Origin of the sequence: Stutzerimonas stutzeri, from assembly GCF_000219605.1 — a bacterium.
Classification (GTDB): domain Bacteria; phylum Pseudomonadota; class Gammaproteobacteria; order Pseudomonadales; family Pseudomonadaceae; genus Stutzerimonas; species Stutzerimonas stutzeri.
The window spans coordinates 3,490,245-3,507,518 of record NC_015740.1 but is presented as its reverse complement, the minus strand read 5'-3'; the positions used below and the strand labels follow the sequence as shown (position 1 = coordinate 3,507,518).

The following is a 17,274-nucleotide window of genomic DNA, read 5'->3' as shown; positions in this document are numbered from 1 at the left end:
CCATGAGCCGTTTAGTAGTGGTTTCCAACCGAGTCGCGCCGATCAAGGCGGGCAAGGTGGCTGCCGGAGGGTTGGCCGTCGGTGTCTACGATGCCCTGCGCCAGGCCGGAGGCATCTGGTTCGGCTGGAGCGGCGAGGTCAGCGCGACCCCGACCATCAACACCGAGGAAGTCGGCAACATCACCTATGTCACGCTGCCGCTGAACAAGCGTGACTACGACCAGTATTACCGCGGCTTCTCCAACGCCACGCTGTGGCCGATCTTTCACTACCGCATCGACCTGGCCCGCTACAGCCGTGAGGAATACGACGGCTACCGGCGGGTCAACGCCATGCTGGCCGAGAAGCTCATGCCGCTGCTCAGGCCCGACGACATCATCTGGATCCACGACTACCACCTGATCCCCTTCGCCGAAGCCTGCCGCCAGCTGGGCGTGCGCAACCGCATCGGCTTCTTCCTGCACATCCCGTTTCCGGCGCCGGAAATCCTCACCGCCATCCCGCCGCACAACGACCTGCTCAAGACGCTCTGCTACTACGACCTGATCGGCTTCCAGACCGACACCGACCGCCTGGCCTTTCAGGACTACATCACCCGCGAGGTGCGTGGCGTCATCGAGCCGGACGGCAGCCTGACCGCCTATGGGCAGAACTTCCGCGCCGGCGTCTACCCCATCGGCGTGGTGCCGGACGAAATCCAGCAGCTCGCCGAAGGCTACAAGGGCCGCGCGCATCCCATGCGCCGCGCCACCGACACACGCCGCCAGACCATCATCAGCGTCGACCGGCTGGACTACTCCAAGGGTCTGGTGGAGCGCTTCCGCGCCTACGAGGAATTTCTCGACCGCTACCCGGCGCACCGCAACAACGTCGAGTTCCTGCAGATCGCGCCAACCTCGCGCTCCGACGTGCGCACCTACCAGCACATCCGCGAGCAGCTGGAGAGTCAGGCCGGGCACCTCAACGGGCGCATGTCCGACCTCGACTGGACGCCGCTGCACTACCTGAACAAGAGCTACGACCGCCGCGTGCTGATGGGCCTGTTCCGCGCCGCCGACGTCGGCTTCGTCACCCCGCTGCGCGACGGCATGAACCTGGTCGCCAAGGAATACGTCGCCGCCCAGGACCCGGAAGACCCCGGCGTGCTGGTGCTGTCGCGCTTCGCCGGCGCGGCCCGCGAACTGACCTCGGCGCTGATCGTCAACCCGTACGACTGCGTCGGCATGGCCGAAGCGCTCGACCGGGCGCTGAACATGTCGCTGGCCGAACGCAAGGATCGCTACGAGCACCTGATGCGCGCCATTCGCGCCGCCGACCTGGACGCCTGGCGCGACAACTTCATGCGTGATCTGCGCTCGTTCATCTCGCAACCCAGTGCCCAGCGGGCGAAGAAGGTCGAGCTGGTCGAACCCGAGTGAGCCGCGGCGGCTTGTCAAAAGCCTGCAGCGACTCGTAAGGTGCCGAGCCGACCCACAGGGACACATGAGATGAGCGAACTGGACCCGCTGTTCGAGAACAACGCCCGCTGGGCCGAAGCCATCAAGGAAGAAGACCCGGATTTCTTCCAGAAACTGGCCCGCCAGCAGACGCCGGAGTACCTGTGGATCGGCTGTTCCGATGCGCGGGTGCCGGCCAACGAGATCGTCGGCCTGCTGCCGGGCGACCTGTTCGTTCATCGCAACGTCGCCAACGTCGTGCTGCACACCGACCTCAACTGCCTGTCGGTCATCCAGTACGCGGTGGACGTGCTCAAGGTCAAACACATCCTGGTCACCGGCCACTACGGCTGCGGCGGCGTCCGCGCCTCCATGCGCGACGACCAGCTGGGCCTGATCGACGGCTGGCTGCGCAGCATCCGCGACCTCTACTACGAACACCGCGTGCACCTGTCCAAGCTGGCCAGTGAGGAAGAACAGGTCGACCGCCTGTGCGAGCTCAATGTCATCCAGCAGGTCGCCAACGTCAGTCACACCACCATCGTCCAGAACGCCTGGCACCGCGGGCAGCCGCTCGCCGTGCACGGCTGCATTTACGGCATCAAGGATGGCCTGTGGAAGAATCTCAACGTCACGGTGAGCGGGCTCGACCAGTTGCCCTCGCAATACCGTCTGCGCCCGCCGCGCCAAGCCTGATGAGTGCGCGTCAGGGCCCGGCCTTCGCCGGTCTGCTTATCGCCGTGCTCTGCTGGAGCGGCAACGCCCTGGTCGGCCGCGCCTTCCATGACAGCATCCCGCCGCTCAGCCTGTCGTTCTGGCGCTGGGTGCTGGCTACCAGTTTGCTGCTGCCTTTCGTCGCCAAGGGCATCTGGACGCACCGCGCCACCCTGCGTGCCGCCGGCTGGCGCCTGCCGGTGCTCGCCGCCATGGGCATCGCCAGCTACAACTCGCTGCTCTATACCGCCGCGCAAAGCACCGAGGCGATCAACCTCACCCTGGTGAACACCTGCCTGCCGCTGGCCACCTTTATCGGCGCGGGCTTCCTGCTCGGCGAATGGCCGCTGCGCCGCGCCTGGTTCGGCATGGCCGTGGCGGCGGGCGGGCTGCTCTACCTGATCAGTCGCGGCAGCTGGCAGACCTTCGCCAGCCTGTCGTTCCAGCGCGGCGACCTCATCATGCTGCTCGCCGTGCTGGCCTGGGCGCTCTACACGCTGCTGCTGCGCCGCTGGGCCAGGCACCTGCTGGTGCCGCCGCTGGTGCTGCTGGGCGTGCTGATGCTGCTCGGTCTGCCGCTGATCCTGCCGTTCTACCTGCTGGAACTGGGCCGGGTAGGGGGCTTCGCCCTCACGCCGAGCAACCTCGCCGCCATCGGCTACACCGCCGTGTTCGCCTCGCTGGTGGCCTACGTCGGCTGGAACCATGGGGTGAAGATCGTCGGCGCGGGCAGGGCGGCCATGGTCATGTACCTGATGCCCGTATTCACCGCGCTGCTGGGCTGGGTGCTGCTGGGCGAGGCCCTGCGCACCTTCCACTGGATCGGCGGCGCCCTGATCTTCGCCGGCCTGCTGCTGGCCACGCGGCCTTCGTTCCGCTAGGGCCGTAGGATCCAGATCTGGGCTGCCGACCAGCGCGGCCCGGGCTAGGCGCCCCCACCTACGCGACCCGACCGTTCGTAACTAACCGTTTGAAAAGGATAAAAAATCTGCGGAGCCAGGGTTGACAGCCCAAACCGACCAGAGAATAATGCGCGCCACTTGGCTACATAGCTCAGTTGGTTAGAGCGCAGCATTCATAATGCTGATGTCCCAGGTTCAAGTCCCGGTGTAGCCACCAGACAAAACAAGGGGTTAGCGAAAGCTAGCCCCTTTTTTGTTTGTGCCGGTGACTACGAAGTGACTACGGTTTGCCTACCGGGTCTTCGGGGGCGACGTTAGCCCGCTTCTTTCACTGCTCCTGTGGCGCTGGCCGACTCAGCTTTCAGCTTCTCAAGCTGCAGGCGTGAAATCTCAAGCTGAATCCTCGTGTGTTCGTCTTGCAGCGGCTGAATCACTCTATGCCAGCGCATAAAGCCGAACCAGATCCCCGAAATGGCGATCCCAAGAAGTACCCCGAGAGCTCGGTGGAAAAACTTCCGGTCGGAAGCAATTACCTCCAGTTGCCGCTCAAGTATCTGTTTTCTCACAGCATCTTTAGTAGATAGCTCTTTGGCTTCTTTCAACACTTCAAGCTCAGGAAGTATTGCTATCACCTGCTCATTGGCGGACTGCTGGACGTATAGAAACGCTCCTAGCGAGAAGATCAAGAGCAGCAACGAGAACAATGCATAGAACTTGTAGATGTTGTCAGTGGGGAGCGGAATCTTACTTTCCATGTAGCGAGCCACTAGCCGGTTAGGAAGCAAGAACCTTATCAGTCCCGGCACCTTACAGGCCATGGCTGACAACTCCGCTTTGAGCTAATGGCGATAGCCGCAGTGCCGATTCCAGGTGATCCGGCGACAGATGCGCGTAGCGCATGGTCATCGTGATCGACGAGTGCCCCAGGATCCGTTGTAAGCCGAGAATGTCACCACCGGCCATCATGTAGTGACTGGCGAAGGTGTGCCGCAGGATGTGGGTCATCTGGCCCGGTGTGTCGAAGCCGCAACGCTTGTATGCACACCGAAAGGCCGACCGGCAGGGCATGAATAGCCGACCGTTTCCAGGCATACCCACCTTCATTGCCAGATCCTCAACATCCTTCGGAATCGGTACGGATCTCGACTGCCGATTCTTGGTTCGGTGGAAGTGAGCCTTACCGCCGTAGATCGCGGCACGGGTCAGCGACTCGGCTTCGTCCCAGCGGGCACCGGTAGCCAAGCAGAGCAGGGCAACGGGATAGGTGTGATTGTTGGTGGAGCGCTTGCACTCTTCGAGCAACTGGCGGATCTGCGGCAGCGTGAGAAAGGTCAGCTCTACCTGATCGGTCCTGATCTGCCGGACATTGGCGAGCGGGTTCTTTCCTACCCAGGCCCCGAGCCGGATCAATTCCGAGAACACGGCAGACAGGTAGCGTTGCTCATGGTTGACCGTATGCGGCGACGCCACTTTCAAGCGCTGTTGCCGATACCGCGCCCAGGCCAGTGCGTCGAAGGACGAGGCGAGCGGATCGCCGAGCCGTTTGGCGATCGCCAGCGTTCTCGACAGACGTGTCTTCTCGTCTTTGAGCGTGCAGCCGTGTTGCCGCTGACCGAAAACTGACCCAGTAAAGGCTGTTCTGCCGACTGAAAACTGACCCAGGTGTTCAACTGCTTCTGCTCAATTTTTGAGCAGGAGAACACAGGGTGATCAGTATGGAAATGATGGGCAAAATCCGCCGGATGTATTTCCGCGACAAGCTGTCGCTGCATGAGATAGCCAAGCGCACCGGGTTGGCGCGCAACACGATTCGCAAGTGGGTCAGAGCACCTGAGGCCAAGCAGCCGGTGTACCAACGCCGCGCGATCTTCAACAAACTCAGCCCTTTTCACGCCACGCTGGAGCAGGCGCTAAAAGCCGATTCGCTGCGCCCCAAGCAACAGCGGCGCAGTGCCAAGGCGCTGTTGGCGCAAATCAAAGCCGATGGTTATGACGGTGGCTACAGCCAGCTCACCGCGTTTATCCGTGCCTGGCGAGGGGGACAGGACAAGGCGTCGCAGGCCTTTGTGCCACTGACCTTTGCTCTTGGCGAGGCGTTTCAGTTTGACTGGAGCGAGGAAGGCTTGCTGGTCGGCGGCATTTACCGGCGTATGCAGGTGGCACATCTGAAGCTGTGTGCCAGCCGTGCGTTCTGGCTTGTGGCGTATCCGAGCCAGGGCCATGAGATGTTATTTGACGCCCATACACGCTCGTTCGGCGCCTTGGGCGGCGTGCCGCGCCGGGGCATCTACGACAACATGAAGACCGCCGTCGACAAGGTCAATAAGGGCAAAGGCCGGGCGGTGAATGCACGCTTTGCGGTGATGTGCGCGCATTACCTGCTTGATCCGGACTTCTGCAACGTCGCCGCTGGTTGGGAAAAGGGCATCGTTGAAAAGAACGTGCAAGACAGCCGCAGGCGTATCTGGCTAGACGCCCAGGACTGCCAGTTTCACTCCTTCGAGGAACTCAATGCCTGGCTGGGCCAGCGCTGCCGCGCGCTTTGGAACGAGCTGACGCACCCTCAATACAGCGGGCTGAGTGTAGCCGAAGTGCTGGAGTTGGAGCGCGCTGAACTGATGCCTGTGCCAGCGCCATTCGACGGTTACGTCGAGCGGCCTGCGCGGGTCTCCAGCACCTGCCTGGTCAGCGTCGGGCGCAACCGCTACTCGGTGCCATGTGAGTACGCGGGTAAGTGGGTCAGCAGCCGTTTGTATCCGACGCGAATCGAGGTGGTGGCTGATGACGCGCTGCTCACCAGCCATGTGCGCTTACTGGATCGCGACCAGGTCAGCTATGACTGGCAGCACTACCTCCCGCTGATCGAACGCAAGCCCGGTGCGCTGCGCAACGGAGCGCCCTTTGCTGATCTGCCAGCGCCGCTGCGTCAGCTTAAGCACGGTCTGGGGCGTCATGCCGGCGGTGAACGGATCATGGCGCAAGTCCTGGCTGCCGTACCGGTCGCCGGACTCGATGCCGTGCTGGTAGGCGTTGAGCTGGTACTGGAGAGCGGCAGCCTGAGCGCCGAACACATCCTCAATGTCGTGGCACGGCTGACAGCATCCGAACCACCACCCAGCGTCGAAACCCACTTGTCGCTCAAGGAAGCCCCCGTCGCTAACACGGCGCGCTACGACCGCCTGCGTGGCCTGGCCGAGGAGGTCGGTCATGCGTGATTTGATGGCGGAACTCAAGGAGCTGCGCCTGCACGGCATGGCCACGGCCTGGGCGGAGTTAACTGCACAGGGTGAGTCGAACACAGCCTCGTCCAAGTGGCTGCTCGAACACCTGCTGGAACAAGAGCACACAGATCGCGCCATGCGCTCGGTGAGCCACCAGATGAACATGGCCAAGCTGCCGATGCACCGCGATCTGGCCAGCTTCGATTTCAACGCCTCTAGCGCCGACGCACGCCTGATCAGCGAGCTGGCCAGCCTGGCCTTTACCGACACCGCGCAGAACGTGGTGCTGATCGGTGGGCCAGGCACCGGTAAAACCCACCTAGCCACCGCGCTGGCCGTGTCCGGCATCACCCGGCACGGTAAGCGCGTGCGCTTCTACTCCACGGTCGATCTGGTCAATCTGCTGGAGCGCGAAAAACACGACGGCAAAGCCGGGCGGATCGCCCAGGCACTGCTGCGCATGGATCTGGTCATCCTCGACGAACTGGGTTATCTGCCGTTCAGCCAGGCTGGCGGTGCGTTGCTGTTTCACCTGCTGTCCAAGCTGTACGAACACACCAGCGTGGTGATCACCACCAACCTGAGCTTCGCCGAATGGTCGAGCGTGTTCGGCGACGCCAAGATGACCACCGCCCTGCTGGATCGGCTGACCCACCACTGCCACATCGTCGAAACCGGTAACGAGTCCTATCGCCTGCAACACAGTAGCTTGGCGGCCCAGGCCAAGATCAAATCACGGGAGCGAAAGCGTAAGGGCGGCCAGGAACCGGAGGACGATGAGTCGTTCTGATTTCATGGTGACGACGGCCTGCTGCATGGCTGCATGTGGCAGGTCTTCAACAGCTGAACTGGGACAGCGAGGGAGTGGGTTCAAAAGCAGCTGCGCTGGTAGACTTATCCACAGTTGCTGGTAACAAAATCAGCAATCCGCCCTGGGTCAAATTTCAATCGGCAGGGTGGGTCAATTTTCCATCAGCGCCAACAGCTCAGGACATCAGCAATGCAGCTTTTGAACTGATCCGCACTGCCGTGGCAGAGGCCGAGAATGACCTGTTTATTGTCGGTGATGCTCACCAGCGAATATATCGTCATAAAGTGGTGTTGAGTCGGGTCGGCATCGAAGTCCGTGGTCGCAGTCGCAGCCTTAAGGTTAATTACCGCACCACTGATGAGATACGCCAATGGGCTTGCGCTCAGCTTGAAGGCTGCGCTGTGGATGACCTTGATGGCAATGCCGACTCACTGCGTGGCTATCATTCGCTGACCCACGGGGATGCGCCTGAAGTGATTGAGTCCGGTTCGTTGCAGCATGACGTCGGGCACATCAAGTCGATCCTGGCTGATCTGCAGCACGACGGTATGGAAATGCGTCAGGTGTGCATTACGGCCAGAACCAATGATGATCTCGACGGCGTAGCGAGGGAGCTTCAGGGTGCAGGCATACCTACCCTCAGGCTAGATACCTCTACAACCGACGACGCCAGTTCACAGGGCGTGCGGTTGGCCACATTACAGTTTGCGAATGAAGTTCAAACGTTTTTAAAGGAAGACTACCGTACCGTTAAGGTTGAGAAGAATGGTAAAGTCAGTGTTGTCGTGTACGCTGGTTCCGACATGCTTTTCCAGATCAATCTTGGTGACGGTAGTTACACTGTTAGCCTCAGCATTGGTGTGACCATAGATTTTGGCACAACGATTTCCCATCTGAAGGCATACCTGCTAGATCGGCAGATGCTTCGAGAGGAACTCGCACCTTGTGCTGAAAAGTATTCCGTAACGGCTTAATAGCGCAGGTGCAGTATGGACGAGAAACCTACACCAGCTCAGATTCACAAAAAGCTGTTCAACTACGGTGTCGTGGTGTTGTTGATTCTGCTCGGTTACCTATGGGCAGGTAAGCACGAAGCACCACGATCAGACAAAGAACTGGGCGTCATGGAACAGATGACCGCCCCTCCTCAAGTGCGCAAGCCTAGTAATGATTGAAATGGAGCTGCTCATGTATACGGAAAAACGAAGTAAAGGTAATGTGATCCTATGTGGGCTCACGCTTGGGTTGATGGTCCTGCATTTCGGATTGTTTGACGCTAGCCCAATGAACCCAATCGGAATCAAATACGTTCAAGAACTCTACATGGCTATCTGCCTTGGCTTCGCAGCATTCTTGATTGCGGGCTCACCGAAAGGTCGAAAGGCTGAGTACAACGCCTTGTTGTCGTTCTGCTTGTTCATGACCTTCATGTTTGTCGTGATGCCTGCCGTGTTCTCGATGTTGTATTATGGTCAACCGTTTCAATACGGTCTGATTGAAGAACGTCGAGTCCTAATGTGTTTCAGTGCCTTCTGGTTACTGTTTGCGGCACACCGAATGTCGGCTGCTCAGTTCGAGCGATTGATCCTGAGTACCGCCATGGTCGCAGTTGTTTTGTCGTGGTTAGCCTTCAAGGAAATCACACCAGAACTACGTGACCTGGATGGTTCGCATGACCAGAGTCGACCAGGTCGCGCTTTAATCGGTGCCGAAGCATTGGTCATTGGGTTCTGCATGTGTGTCTATTATTGGCATACTGGCAAGTCAATGATAGACGGCAGTAAGCGCAGCGGCATGATCTATATAGGGCTCGCCGTGTTGTTCTTTATGACCTTGGTGTTTGTGACTCAAACTCGCCAGTTGCTTCTGGTGTGCTTGGTGTTCAGCATCCTGACATTGAAGCTGCGATTCGTGAAGTTTGGTGTTGTAGGTGTTCTGGTTGCTCTGCCTTTCTACTTGAACCCAGAGTTGCTATTGCATCTTGGCGTGAGCCTAGACTTCTACATGCAAGTTGTGGAGGAAGGCGTACAAGATAACGTCCGTGAGAATACGGTTGGTCAAATCTTGAAGCACCTGGACACAAACATGTGGTTGCCAAGTGGTTCCCTTAGTTTGATGTGGAACGGAGGCTTCAAGCCACACTTCGGTGACTACTTCTTCCTATCTGACGTTGGTGTTGTTGGTACGTTGTTCCGCTTCGGCTTCTTGTCTGCGGTTGTGATCCCTATGGGTCTGTATGCTTACTGGGTGACAGCTAAGCGGCTGAGCCGAGATATGCACTTTACCGTAGCCATGTTCTTGTCGTTCTTGACCATTTGGCCGCTTCAAGGTATGTTTGAGTATCTGCAAACGGTGACAGCGACCTTGTTTGTGTTCCAAGCGCTTAAGACGTGGCACCGCAAGACAGTACTGCAAGCCGTGCATCACGCAAACTATTCACAGCGACTTGCACCGAATTAAGGGGCTTGAGTTTGGTGTGGTTGTGCTCGCTGCCTACAAAGGAGGCTCCGCTTATGCAGAGCTGTTCAGTCGTGATGAAGATGCAGGTGTGACCGAGGACACGGAGCTAGCGGAGCGCTGCTTGCTGCATGTTGCAGCTACAAGAGCTAAGAGGAATCTTTTTGTCCTGATGCGTACTTGAGGATAGGCTGAACCTTGCTCCGTGTTGGCTCGTTTTAGAGCCAGCCATGCATAGCATCGAATGACCAGGCAGCCATTCACCTGCGGCGAATGAAAAAGCTATTTTTTGACAACAAAAGCAGCCGCTACGCGAAGGCAGTTGATCATTTTGTGCTTTTTGCTCGGTTTCGCTTCACATTCGTTACGCTGACCTCACAAACGCCCAAAATGCCCAACTGCCCCATACTTGAAGGTTTCAAGTATGGGGCGCGGGGGCATACTTGAAGGAACGCTTCGCTGCTTCAAGTATGCCCCCGCGATTTTGTTGTCAAATCATAGCCGCCAGGCGTTGCCTGGCCGAAATGGCGATTGTGCACAGACGTGAGGTCCGCCATTCGCGGGCGCTGCCGCCCCGGCCTCAATCATAAGTACTCGGCCCGATCGCCGCCGCTGCACACTTGTCTTACGACCGCCATGCCACATGACTCGAGTGCTGCAGTCTCGCCGTGTCACTCGTAGGGCTTGCGGTAGCTAGTGAGTGTCGATGATGCGGCGGGCGACCGTGCCGTGTGTCTGTCACAGGGAGGTATGACGCGATGTCCGGTCTGATGCCAAAGGCCCATGCTTCAAGTGCGATTGTATGGCAGCAGCTGACTGTCACGGAATTCGCGTCGCAGCCGATGCAAATTCTTCGATGAAGGAGTGTGCTCAGTGATTGGGCGTTCCAACGGTCGCCGAAAGTGATGCCCGCAGTCGCGTGAATATTCGGTTTCTTTCCTGTTGTGTTCAGAACGAAAAAGGCCGCAGATTAGCTGCGGCCTTTTATTCATCCTGTCTCATAATCATCTCCAAGCGATGATCGTTCCCGCTCTATGCGTTAGTGAAGCTGCAGCTGGACTTGCCCCTATCAAACCGGACACCACAACCCTGTTAAGTTGATGTTACGGCCAACCGCCTGAACTCCCGAGGCGAGCGGTACTTCAGTGCGCTGTGCGGATGCTCTTCGTTGTAATGCTCAAAAGCAATCGCCAGGTTGCGTAGCGCTGTCTGGCGATCCGGCCGTGGCATATGGGCGATGTAATCACGCTTCATCGTCTTCACAAAGCTCTCGGCCATGCCGTTGCTCTGCGGGCTGCACACTGGCGTGGTCAGCGGTATCAAGCCGATTTCGCGAGCAAAGGCGCGCGTCTGTTCGGCGGTGTACGCCGAGCCGTTATCGCTCAGCCACTGAATCTGAGTGACAGGCAGTGCCTGTCCAAAACGTTTCTCGATGGCTTCAAGCATGACGTCACGGACGTCATCACCGCTGTAGCCACTCGGGCTGGCTACCCAGCTGATAGCCTCGCGGTCGCAGCAGTCCAAGGCAAAGGTCACACGCAGCTTGGCGCCATCGTCACAACGAAATTCAAAACCGTCCGAGCACCAACGGGTATTACTCTCGCTCACTGCCACTCGGCCTTCATGACGACGAGCCACACCGGGCTGCTTGCGGCGTTTCTCCAGCAGCAGGTCATGGTCGCGCATGACCCGATAAACCCGTTTCACATTGACCACCGGTTCGGCCTGCCTACGTAGAAGCGCCCAGACCCGGCGGTAGCCATAGCTGGGCAAGTCGGAGATTGAGGCCTTGATCCGCTCCACCAGAGCCGTATCGTCAGGGATACGCCGACGACGGGCTCCTCTGTCTTCTTTGGCCTGCTTGATTCGAGCCGTCAGTTGCGAGCGCGACACACCGAGACTTTCGCTGACCAGCTTCACTGGTCGTCCCCCGGCAACAAGGGTGAGTGCGCAATCCATTTTCGCGAACGGGCGATCTCCACAGCTTCCTTGAGCACCTCCGCTTCCATAGTCTTCTTGCCCAGCATTCGTTGCAGTTCGCGGATTTGCTTCATCGCATCGGCCAGCTCCGAAGCCGGAACTACGGCCTCTCCGGCGCTCACTGCCGACAGGCTGCCATCCTGATAGAGCTTGCGCCAATGAAACAGCTGGTTGGGGTTGATGCCGTGGCGTCGGGCGACCACTGAGACGCTGTGCCCGGGCTCAAGGCTCTCGCGCACCATGGTGAGCTTCTCCTCGACGCTCCAGCGGCGACGCCGCTCCTGGCCGAGTACTTCGATATGTCTGTCTTTGCTGGTAGTCATAAACACGACCGTTTGCCTATCCCTTATGGTAAGGGGGAAACGGTGTCCGGTGTTTCAGGGGGCTCGTTCAGCAGCTTACTTTTCCTCCCGCGCTTTCCGCGTCCAGCCTGGCTATGGAGCAGCATTTTAAAATGTTCCCAGCGAATCTCGTCGGTCTGGACGTTGTAAGTCAGGCCGCGCTCGATCTGCTCCAGCAATCTCAAACTCAGCGGCTTTTCCAAGTAGTGGTCTGCTGTGACCTCCGGAGCGCTGCCTTCATGGCCAAGCAGATAGGCGATCGTGGACGGAGATATGCCTGACCGTTCCAGCCGCACGGCAAATGAGCGACGGAGACTTTTAAAATTGAGCCCGCCATTAAGGATGGTCTGAAGTAGCCCTGTATTTCTGGCTGACTTCAGCCTCCGCCGATTTTGAAAGCGGTCAACCGATCAAAAACGATCAGATCGCCCGCTTATTTCTGTGTTTTTAGCCGCCGCGAGCACCTCGCAGCAGCCATTTTCCACATTACAGGCGCACCTCTCCTGCATTCGTCAGTAAATGTCGTCGAGCCATCCACAGATTCGACAGCGCGAAGAGTGTCACCAGTTGCGCGGTGTTCTTTGCCAGGCCACGGAAGCGCGTCTTCACATAGCCAAATTGGCGCTTGATCACCCGGAACGGGTGTTCGACCTTGGCCCGCACCTGGGCTTTGGCCTTCTCGATCTTGCGCCTGGCTTTGTAAAGCGGGCTGCTCTTGCCCAGTTTCTTGTAAGTGCTGCGCCGTGCCGCCACCTGCCAGATCACCTCACGACCATCATGTTCGGCACGCTTCTCGACACCGGTATAACCGGCATCAGCGCAGACCACGTTTTCCTCGCCATGCAACAACTTGTCGACTTGGGTAACGTCCGCCACGTTGGCGGCAGTGCCTACTACGCTGTGCACCAAACCCGACTCGTCATCCACGCCGATGTGCGCCTTCATGCCGAAGTAGTACTGGTTACCCTTCTTGGTCTGGTGCATTTCCGGGTCGCGTTTGCCGTCTTTATTCTTGGTCGAACTCGGCGCATTGATCAGCGTGGCATCGACGATGGTGCCTTGGCGCAGCGACAAACCTCGGTCGCCCAGGTAGCCATTGATCACGGCCAGGATGCCGGCAGCCAGTTCGTGTTTCTCCAGCAGGCGACGGAAGTTCAGGATGGTGGTTTCGTCGGGGATACGCTCCAGGTTCAGCCCAGCGAACTGGCGCAGGATAGTGGTCTCGTACAGCGCCTCTTCCATCGCCGGATCGCTGTAGCCAAACCAGTTCTGCAGCAGATGCACCCGCAGCATCGCCATCAGCGGATAGGCCGGACGGCCGCCTTCACCCTTGGGGTAGTGCGGTTCGATCAGGGCTATCAGCCCCTTCCAGGGCACCACCCGATCCATCTCGATCAGGAACAGCTCTTTGCGGGTCTGCTTGCGCTTGCCGGCGTACTCGGCATCGGCGAAGGTCATCTGCTTCATCGGAAAACTCGGTGAGTGGAGTCCGGGGATCTTGCCAAAATCAGGAAGTCTTCTTCAGAGTTTCCTTAGAAAGCTATGCGTGCATTGTAATCAATATCAATTTTTAATTGGGGAAGTCTGTGAATTCCATTTCGCCATACACTATTCGTGTCTACGATCCAAATAAATCCGGCAGTGTTTCCGGAAACTATTCGGTTCTTGGGAAGGTTGGGCAATATGATGTTTATGAAGTATTAAAGGCTTTTATTAAGGCGAACAGCCAGAAATATCATTTTGTCGCAGGTGGAAATCAAATTTATGCATTCCACAGCTTTGTTTTTGATGACGCTAAGCGGGTATTTAAGGGGTATTTGCAGGCAGGAACTTATGGCACAAAAACGGATATCATAGATATTAATACCGGTAAGGTGGCCTTTTCGAAGGTGCCAAATAATTCAGAAGTAATAAATCACTATGTGCAATTTTTTGTTCCGAAGCAGCTAAATGAAGGAATAGTTCTGCTTCACAACTACAAAAACATTGGTATCAAGACACTTCTGCATAGCATTTTAAGTGTTCATTTTTCCAGTGTGACTAAGCGCGTATTGCAAATGAATCCTTTAGCATACGCTAAAGCATACAATGAATGGCAAAACGCCGTCGCTAAAGAAATAAAATTAATTAAATTTACTGGTATGGGCGCCGCTGAGGACCAGATCGCTAAGTTAGGGCATGCCGAGACTGAAGTTGTAATAAAGTCTGGCCGTAAAAAAGATCTGGGAAAACTTAGCGATTACTTCACGTCCGGGACTGAGCAGCATACCGCAGTTGAGCTACTTACGCCTCTGTGCTCACAGGTAAAAACAGTTGTAGAGTTGGGTGGGCGCAAACGAACCTTCCGGCTTGGAACTAGTCCAAGTCAGCAGGTTTGTGAGATAGAAGTAGACGAAAGTTGTGTCAATGTTATTGCTGGAAATCCAGATCCAAGAGGTCTAGATAATTGGTGTAAAGGCTTGATGAACGATTTTCTAGCTACCGTCTATCCTGGGATGGGTATATCAATATGAGTTCAAAAGTTAACATATTTGCAATAGTGTCCGGGCACTTTGTTAGATTAAGTAAAGCAAATGGACAGTTTTCAATTTCGGATTTCGCTACGTTTATATTTATTCCAGTGCTCTTTGCGGCGTTGTCTATAGTTTTTCAGTTTAACCTTAACAAAGATATTGTTTCTTTGTTGGTTAATTTCGGTGCGATTTTTACCGCGCTATTACTCTCTGTGCTGGTTTTGGTATACGACCAAGAAAGTAAGATAGACGATAAGGCGAAAGAGGCAGATAGAAATAAAGAGCCGAGGGATATATTCTATTCGGCTAAAAAAGATCTATTGGGTTATCTGTATGTTAATATAAGTTACTCAATAGTCTGTTCGCTATTCTTGATAGCTATTTCGTTCTTGCATTCTGTGTTGGACACTTTTAATGCTGATCAGGCTCAAGTGAATGAAGGGATTGCCTTTGTAAGTAAGGTGGTGTTGACTCCGCTGGCTATTTTCTTTCTATGTAACTTGTTGTTGACTATTACAATGATAGTGAAACGATTGCATGCTCTTTTGATAATGGAGCGGTAAATAGCGGTCTGGTCCTATGGCAGGCGACGGGAAGTAATAGCCTTAGGCGGGTGACTACATTGTGCGATTTTCATGCAGCACTGTGCAGTGATGTGGGGGCAGGCCGCTAAAATCTCCCGTTTCATGGGACTCTCTGGCTGATCGGGTCGCTACACGAGTGATTCATAATGCTCCGCTCGTCCGTCCAGCGACATCCACTAGACATCCCAAGGCGGCTGGCCAAAGCTAGCCGCCTTTTTTCGTTCCTTCTGTTTGCTGTTTCGTTTACCGAGGTAAACCATGCGTGAGCGTTTCGATGAGATTCGTGCCGAGCGGGATGTTCATTCCGTGGAGCCGGTTGTTTACAACCGTGATCCCCATGCCGGGCTGTGGAAGCAGATCGCACTGGGGATTGTGGTGGGTTATCTGGCGTTGGGTCTGATCAGCGCCGTGGGTTGGGCGGTGTTTGCGCGGTTCGCCTTGGGCGGGCTGCAGATAGCGGTGCCTTGAGGTCGGGCGTTTGCCCGGCGCACAGGCCGAAACGGTAGGGATTCCGGTGCATGGCGGGCCGTTGACCGTGCCGTGCGGGCGGCGCAGAATCGCGCCATTTGGCGGGGCGACCCAGCCTGCAGGTTTTCTTTTGTGTAGTAAGGGCGTGCGATGAATACCTTTCTGACGGCGGTCTCGGTGGTCGTTTGTGTGTTGGCGATCAGTGCGGGTGTGATGCTCGATGTTCGGCACAAGCCGAGCGACGAGGCGAAGCGGGTGTATACCGCCGAGCGGGTGACCGAGATTCTGCGGCGTAATACGAAGCACAGCTGAGCCGCAGGCGAGGCTGAAGCGTGAAAACAGGCGGCCCGAGGGTCGCCTTTTTCATGCCCGGAAAAAAAAGCCGGGCGCGGGGCCCGGCGAAGTCCAACGAGGAGAGGTGCTGCGGCGTGGTGCTTACCAGAGTGGCAGGCTGTAGCTGACGATAAAGCGGTTCTCGTCCAGATCGCTGCCGAAGTTGCTGCGGGTGGTGGCGTTGCGCAGGCGCAGGCCGAGGTTCTTCAGCGGGCCGCTTTGGAACACGTAGGCGAGGTCGGTATTGCGTTCCCAGGTCTTGCCTTCGCTGGCGCCGGGGCCGCGGTCGACGTTGTCGCCGGAGAGGTAGCGGGTCATCAGGCTCAGGCCGGGGATGCCCATGGCGGCGAAGTCGTAGTCGTAGCGGACCTGCCAGGAACGCTCGTCCTGGTTGCCGAAGTCGTTGATCTGCACCAGGTTGACCAGCGAGTTGTCGCTACCGGCGATGTAGGCGAAGCCGGTATCGCCATTGAGCTGCTGATAGCCGGCACCGAAGGCGTGGCCGCCGAGCTTGTAGGTGAACATGGCGCCGAAGGCATCGGCGTCGACGTTGCTGCCGCCGTCGTCGGTCTGGTGCACGTAGCGCAGGTCGGTCTTGAAGCTCTGCTTGTCGCCGAGCGGCAGCACGTGGACCAGGCCGAAGTTGTGTTCCTTGTAGATGCCGTCCAGCCCGCCGTAGAAGTAGCTGGTGCTGAGCTCGGGCGACCAGGCGTAGCGTGCGCCGGCGAAGAGGAATTCGTCGCTGCTGGTCTGGCTGCCGAACTGGATGTTGCGGCGGCCGCCGTTGAAGGCGGTCATTTCCTCGTTATCGGAGGAGTTGCGCTGGTTGACGCGGTCGAGCTTGCCGAGGTCCAGGGTCAGGCCGTCGATCTCCTTGCTCTGCAGCCAGGCGCCGCGATAGGTCTGCGGCAGCAGGCGGCTGTCGTTGCGCATCACCACCGGCAGGATGGGTTGCAGGGTGCCGACGTGCAGGGTGGTGGCGGACAGTTTGGCCTTGGCCGTCACACCGGCGGAGCCGTAGTCGTCCTGGGCACGGTTGGGGGCGTCGCGGTCGCTCTGCAGGATGCCGGTGCCGACGCGGTCGGGGCTGGAGTCGAGCTTCACGCCGAGCAGGCCGATGGCGTCCACGCCGAAGCCGATCGGGCCTTCGGTGTAGCCGGATTCCATTTTCAGCATGAAGCGCTGGGCCCATTCCTCGGCCTTGGACTGGCCGGTGCCGGAACGGAAATCACGGTTCATGTAGAAGTTGCGCAGGTCGATGCTGGCCTTGCTGTCTTCGACGAAGGCGGCGCTGGCGGGGTGGGTGGCGATCACTACGGCGCCGCCGCAGAGAATGTGGCAGAGGGATTTGTGGTGCAGTCGCATGGTATTTCCTCTTGTTGTTGTTTTGGGCCGCTCTCGGGCGGCTACTGGGCATAGAGCGAAAGGCGTGCCAGTGGCGGAAGTAGCCGGCCTGTTCGGCTGGATGGCGCGTGCCAGAGCGCTTGCGCGTCGCATTGCCTTGGCGCGGGAGT

General features: G+C 57.6%; 16 protein-coding genes, 1 tRNA gene and 3 pseudogenes. 14 read left to right on the top strand and 6 right to left on the bottom strand.

Annotated features, from left to right (window positions below; translation table 11 throughout):
- Nucleotides 1-2 precede the first annotated feature (2 nt).
- The 4 genes from otsA to PSTAB_RS16265 all read left to right on the top strand — a co-directional run bounded on the left by otsA (nucleotide 3) and on the right by PSTAB_RS16265 (nucleotide 3,269).
- Complete coding sequence (gene otsA, locus PSTAB_RS16280; protein ID WP_037002483.1) at nucleotides 3-1,418, top strand: alpha,alpha-trehalose-phosphate synthase (UDP-forming); 1,416 nt, start codon at nucleotides 3-5, stop codon at nucleotides 1,416-1,418.
- Nucleotides 1,419-1,487: 69 nt separating this feature from the next.
- Entirely contained in the window at nucleotides 1,488-2,132 is a 645-nt protein-coding gene (gene can / locus PSTAB_RS16275) for a carbonate dehydratase (RefSeq protein WP_013983809.1), read from the top strand.
- The gene (locus PSTAB_RS16270) at nucleotides 2,132-3,031 is read left to right on the top strand and encodes a DMT family transporter (protein ID WP_013983808.1); all 900 of its coding nucleotides are present in this window, start codon (nucleotides 2,132-2,134) and stop codon (nucleotides 3,029-3,031) included. Before can ends, PSTAB_RS16270 begins: the two co-directional genes overlap by 1 nt.
- A 161-nt stretch (nucleotides 3,032-3,192) precedes the next feature.
- A tRNA-Met gene (locus PSTAB_RS16265) sits at nucleotides 3,193-3,269 on the top strand.
- Between the two features lie 97 nt (nucleotides 3,270-3,366).
- Here the strand turns inward: PSTAB_RS16265 and PSTAB_RS16260 are convergent.
- Together PSTAB_RS16260 and PSTAB_RS16255 are read right to left on the bottom strand one after the other, a co-directional pair.
- Nucleotides 3,367-3,807 (bottom strand): hypothetical protein, encoded by a 441-nt coding sequence (locus PSTAB_RS16260; protein ID WP_048330550.1) that lies wholly within the window; start codon nucleotides 3,805-3,807, stop codon nucleotides 3,367-3,369.
- A 52-nt stretch (nucleotides 3,808-3,859) separates the two neighbouring features.
- A pseudogene (locus tag PSTAB_RS16255) lies at nucleotides 3,860-4,654 on the bottom strand (phage integrase); the annotation flags it as partial.
- Between the two features lie 113 nt (nucleotides 4,655-4,767).
- Between PSTAB_RS16255 and istA the strand changes: the two are divergent.
- The 6 genes and pseudogenes from istA to PSTAB_RS21625 form a co-directional block, all read left to right on the top strand.
- Nucleotides 4,768-6,267, top strand: a complete 1,500-nt coding sequence (gene istA / locus PSTAB_RS16250) for an IS21 family transposase (protein WP_148263444.1) — start codon at nucleotides 4,768-4,770, stop codon at nucleotides 6,265-6,267.
- Nucleotides 6,260-7,063 carry an IS21-like element ISPst3 family helper ATPase IstB gene (gene istB, locus PSTAB_RS16245; RefSeq protein ID WP_013983804.1) on the top strand — a complete coding sequence of 268 codons (804 nt, stop codon included), beginning with the start codon at nucleotides 6,260-6,262 and terminating at the stop codon, nucleotides 7,061-7,063. Before istA ends, istB begins: the two co-directional genes overlap by 8 nt.
- Before the next feature lie 194 nt (nucleotides 7,064-7,257).
- Nucleotides 7,258-7,785: pseudogene (locus PSTAB_RS22160) on the top strand (3'-5' exonuclease); the annotation flags it as partial.
- 288 nt (nucleotides 7,786-8,073) lie between these two features.
- The gene (locus tag PSTAB_RS21630) at nucleotides 8,074-8,259 is read left to right on the top strand and encodes a hypothetical protein (RefSeq protein WP_013983802.1); all 186 of its coding nucleotides are present in this window, start codon (nucleotides 8,074-8,076) and stop codon (nucleotides 8,257-8,259) included.
- Nucleotides 8,260-8,272: 13 nt separating this feature from the next.
- Nucleotides 8,273-9,544, top strand: a complete 1,272-nt coding sequence (locus PSTAB_RS16230; RefSeq protein ID WP_013983801.1) for a hypothetical protein — start codon at nucleotides 8,273-8,275, stop codon at nucleotides 9,542-9,544.
- Nucleotides 9,531-9,725 (top strand): annotated as a pseudogene (locus PSTAB_RS21625) (3'-5' exonuclease); the annotation flags it as partial. The gene PSTAB_RS16230 and the pseudogene PSTAB_RS21625, both read left to right, overlap by 14 nt.
- Before the next feature lie 908 nt (nucleotides 9,726-10,633).
- Here PSTAB_RS21625 and PSTAB_RS21380 read toward each other — a convergent pair.
- The 3 genes from PSTAB_RS21380 to PSTAB_RS16215 form a co-directional block, all read right to left on the bottom strand.
- Nucleotides 10,634-11,844 (bottom strand): IS3 family transposase gene (locus PSTAB_RS21380; protein ID WP_418080427.1). Its coding sequence is split into 2 segments (ribosomal slippage): nucleotides 10,634-11,499 and nucleotides 11,499-11,844, totalling 1,212 coding nucleotides; the frame shifts between segments, so codons are not numbered across the junction.
- Between the two features lie 23 nt (nucleotides 11,845-11,867).
- Entirely contained in the window at nucleotides 11,868-12,065 is a 198-nt protein-coding gene (locus tag PSTAB_RS21955) for a hypothetical protein (RefSeq protein WP_232244010.1), read from the bottom strand.
- Between the two features lie 283 nt (nucleotides 12,066-12,348).
- On the bottom strand, nucleotides 12,349-13,329 hold the full coding sequence (locus PSTAB_RS16215; RefSeq protein WP_013983409.1) for an IS5-like element ISPst7 family transposase: 981 nt from the start codon (nucleotides 13,327-13,329) through the stop codon (nucleotides 12,349-12,351).
- A 119-nt stretch (nucleotides 13,330-13,448) separates the two neighbouring features.
- Between PSTAB_RS16215 and PSTAB_RS21615 the strand changes: the two genes are divergently transcribed.
- From PSTAB_RS21615 to PSTAB_RS21815, 4 genes are all read left to right on the top strand, one after another.
- A complete protein-coding gene (locus tag PSTAB_RS21615; RefSeq protein WP_148263420.1) occupies nucleotides 13,449-14,375 on the top strand; it encodes a hypothetical protein in 927 nt (308 codons plus the stop codon).
- Entirely contained in the window at nucleotides 14,372-14,938 is a 567-nt protein-coding gene (locus PSTAB_RS16210; protein WP_041771822.1) for a hypothetical protein, read from the top strand. Before PSTAB_RS21615 ends, PSTAB_RS16210 begins: the two co-directional genes overlap by 4 nt.
- Before the next feature lie 279 nt (nucleotides 14,939-15,217).
- On the top strand, nucleotides 15,218-15,427 hold the full coding sequence (locus PSTAB_RS16205; protein ID WP_013983798.1) for a hypothetical protein: 210 nt from the start codon (nucleotides 15,218-15,220) through the stop codon (nucleotides 15,425-15,427).
- Nucleotides 15,428-15,577: 150 nt separating this feature from the next.
- Nucleotides 15,578-15,739, top strand: a complete 162-nt coding sequence (locus PSTAB_RS21815) for a hypothetical protein (RefSeq protein WP_013983797.1) — start codon at nucleotides 15,578-15,580, stop codon at nucleotides 15,737-15,739.
- 123 nt (nucleotides 15,740-15,862) lie between these two features.
- On the opposite strand, the gene PSTAB_RS16200 is transcribed toward PSTAB_RS21815, so the two are convergent.
- The gene (locus PSTAB_RS16200; RefSeq protein WP_013983796.1) at nucleotides 15,863-17,125 is read right to left on the bottom strand and encodes an OprD family porin; all 1,263 of its coding nucleotides are present in this window, start codon (nucleotides 17,123-17,125) and stop codon (nucleotides 15,863-15,865) included.
- Nucleotides 17,126-17,274: the final 149 nt, after the last annotated feature.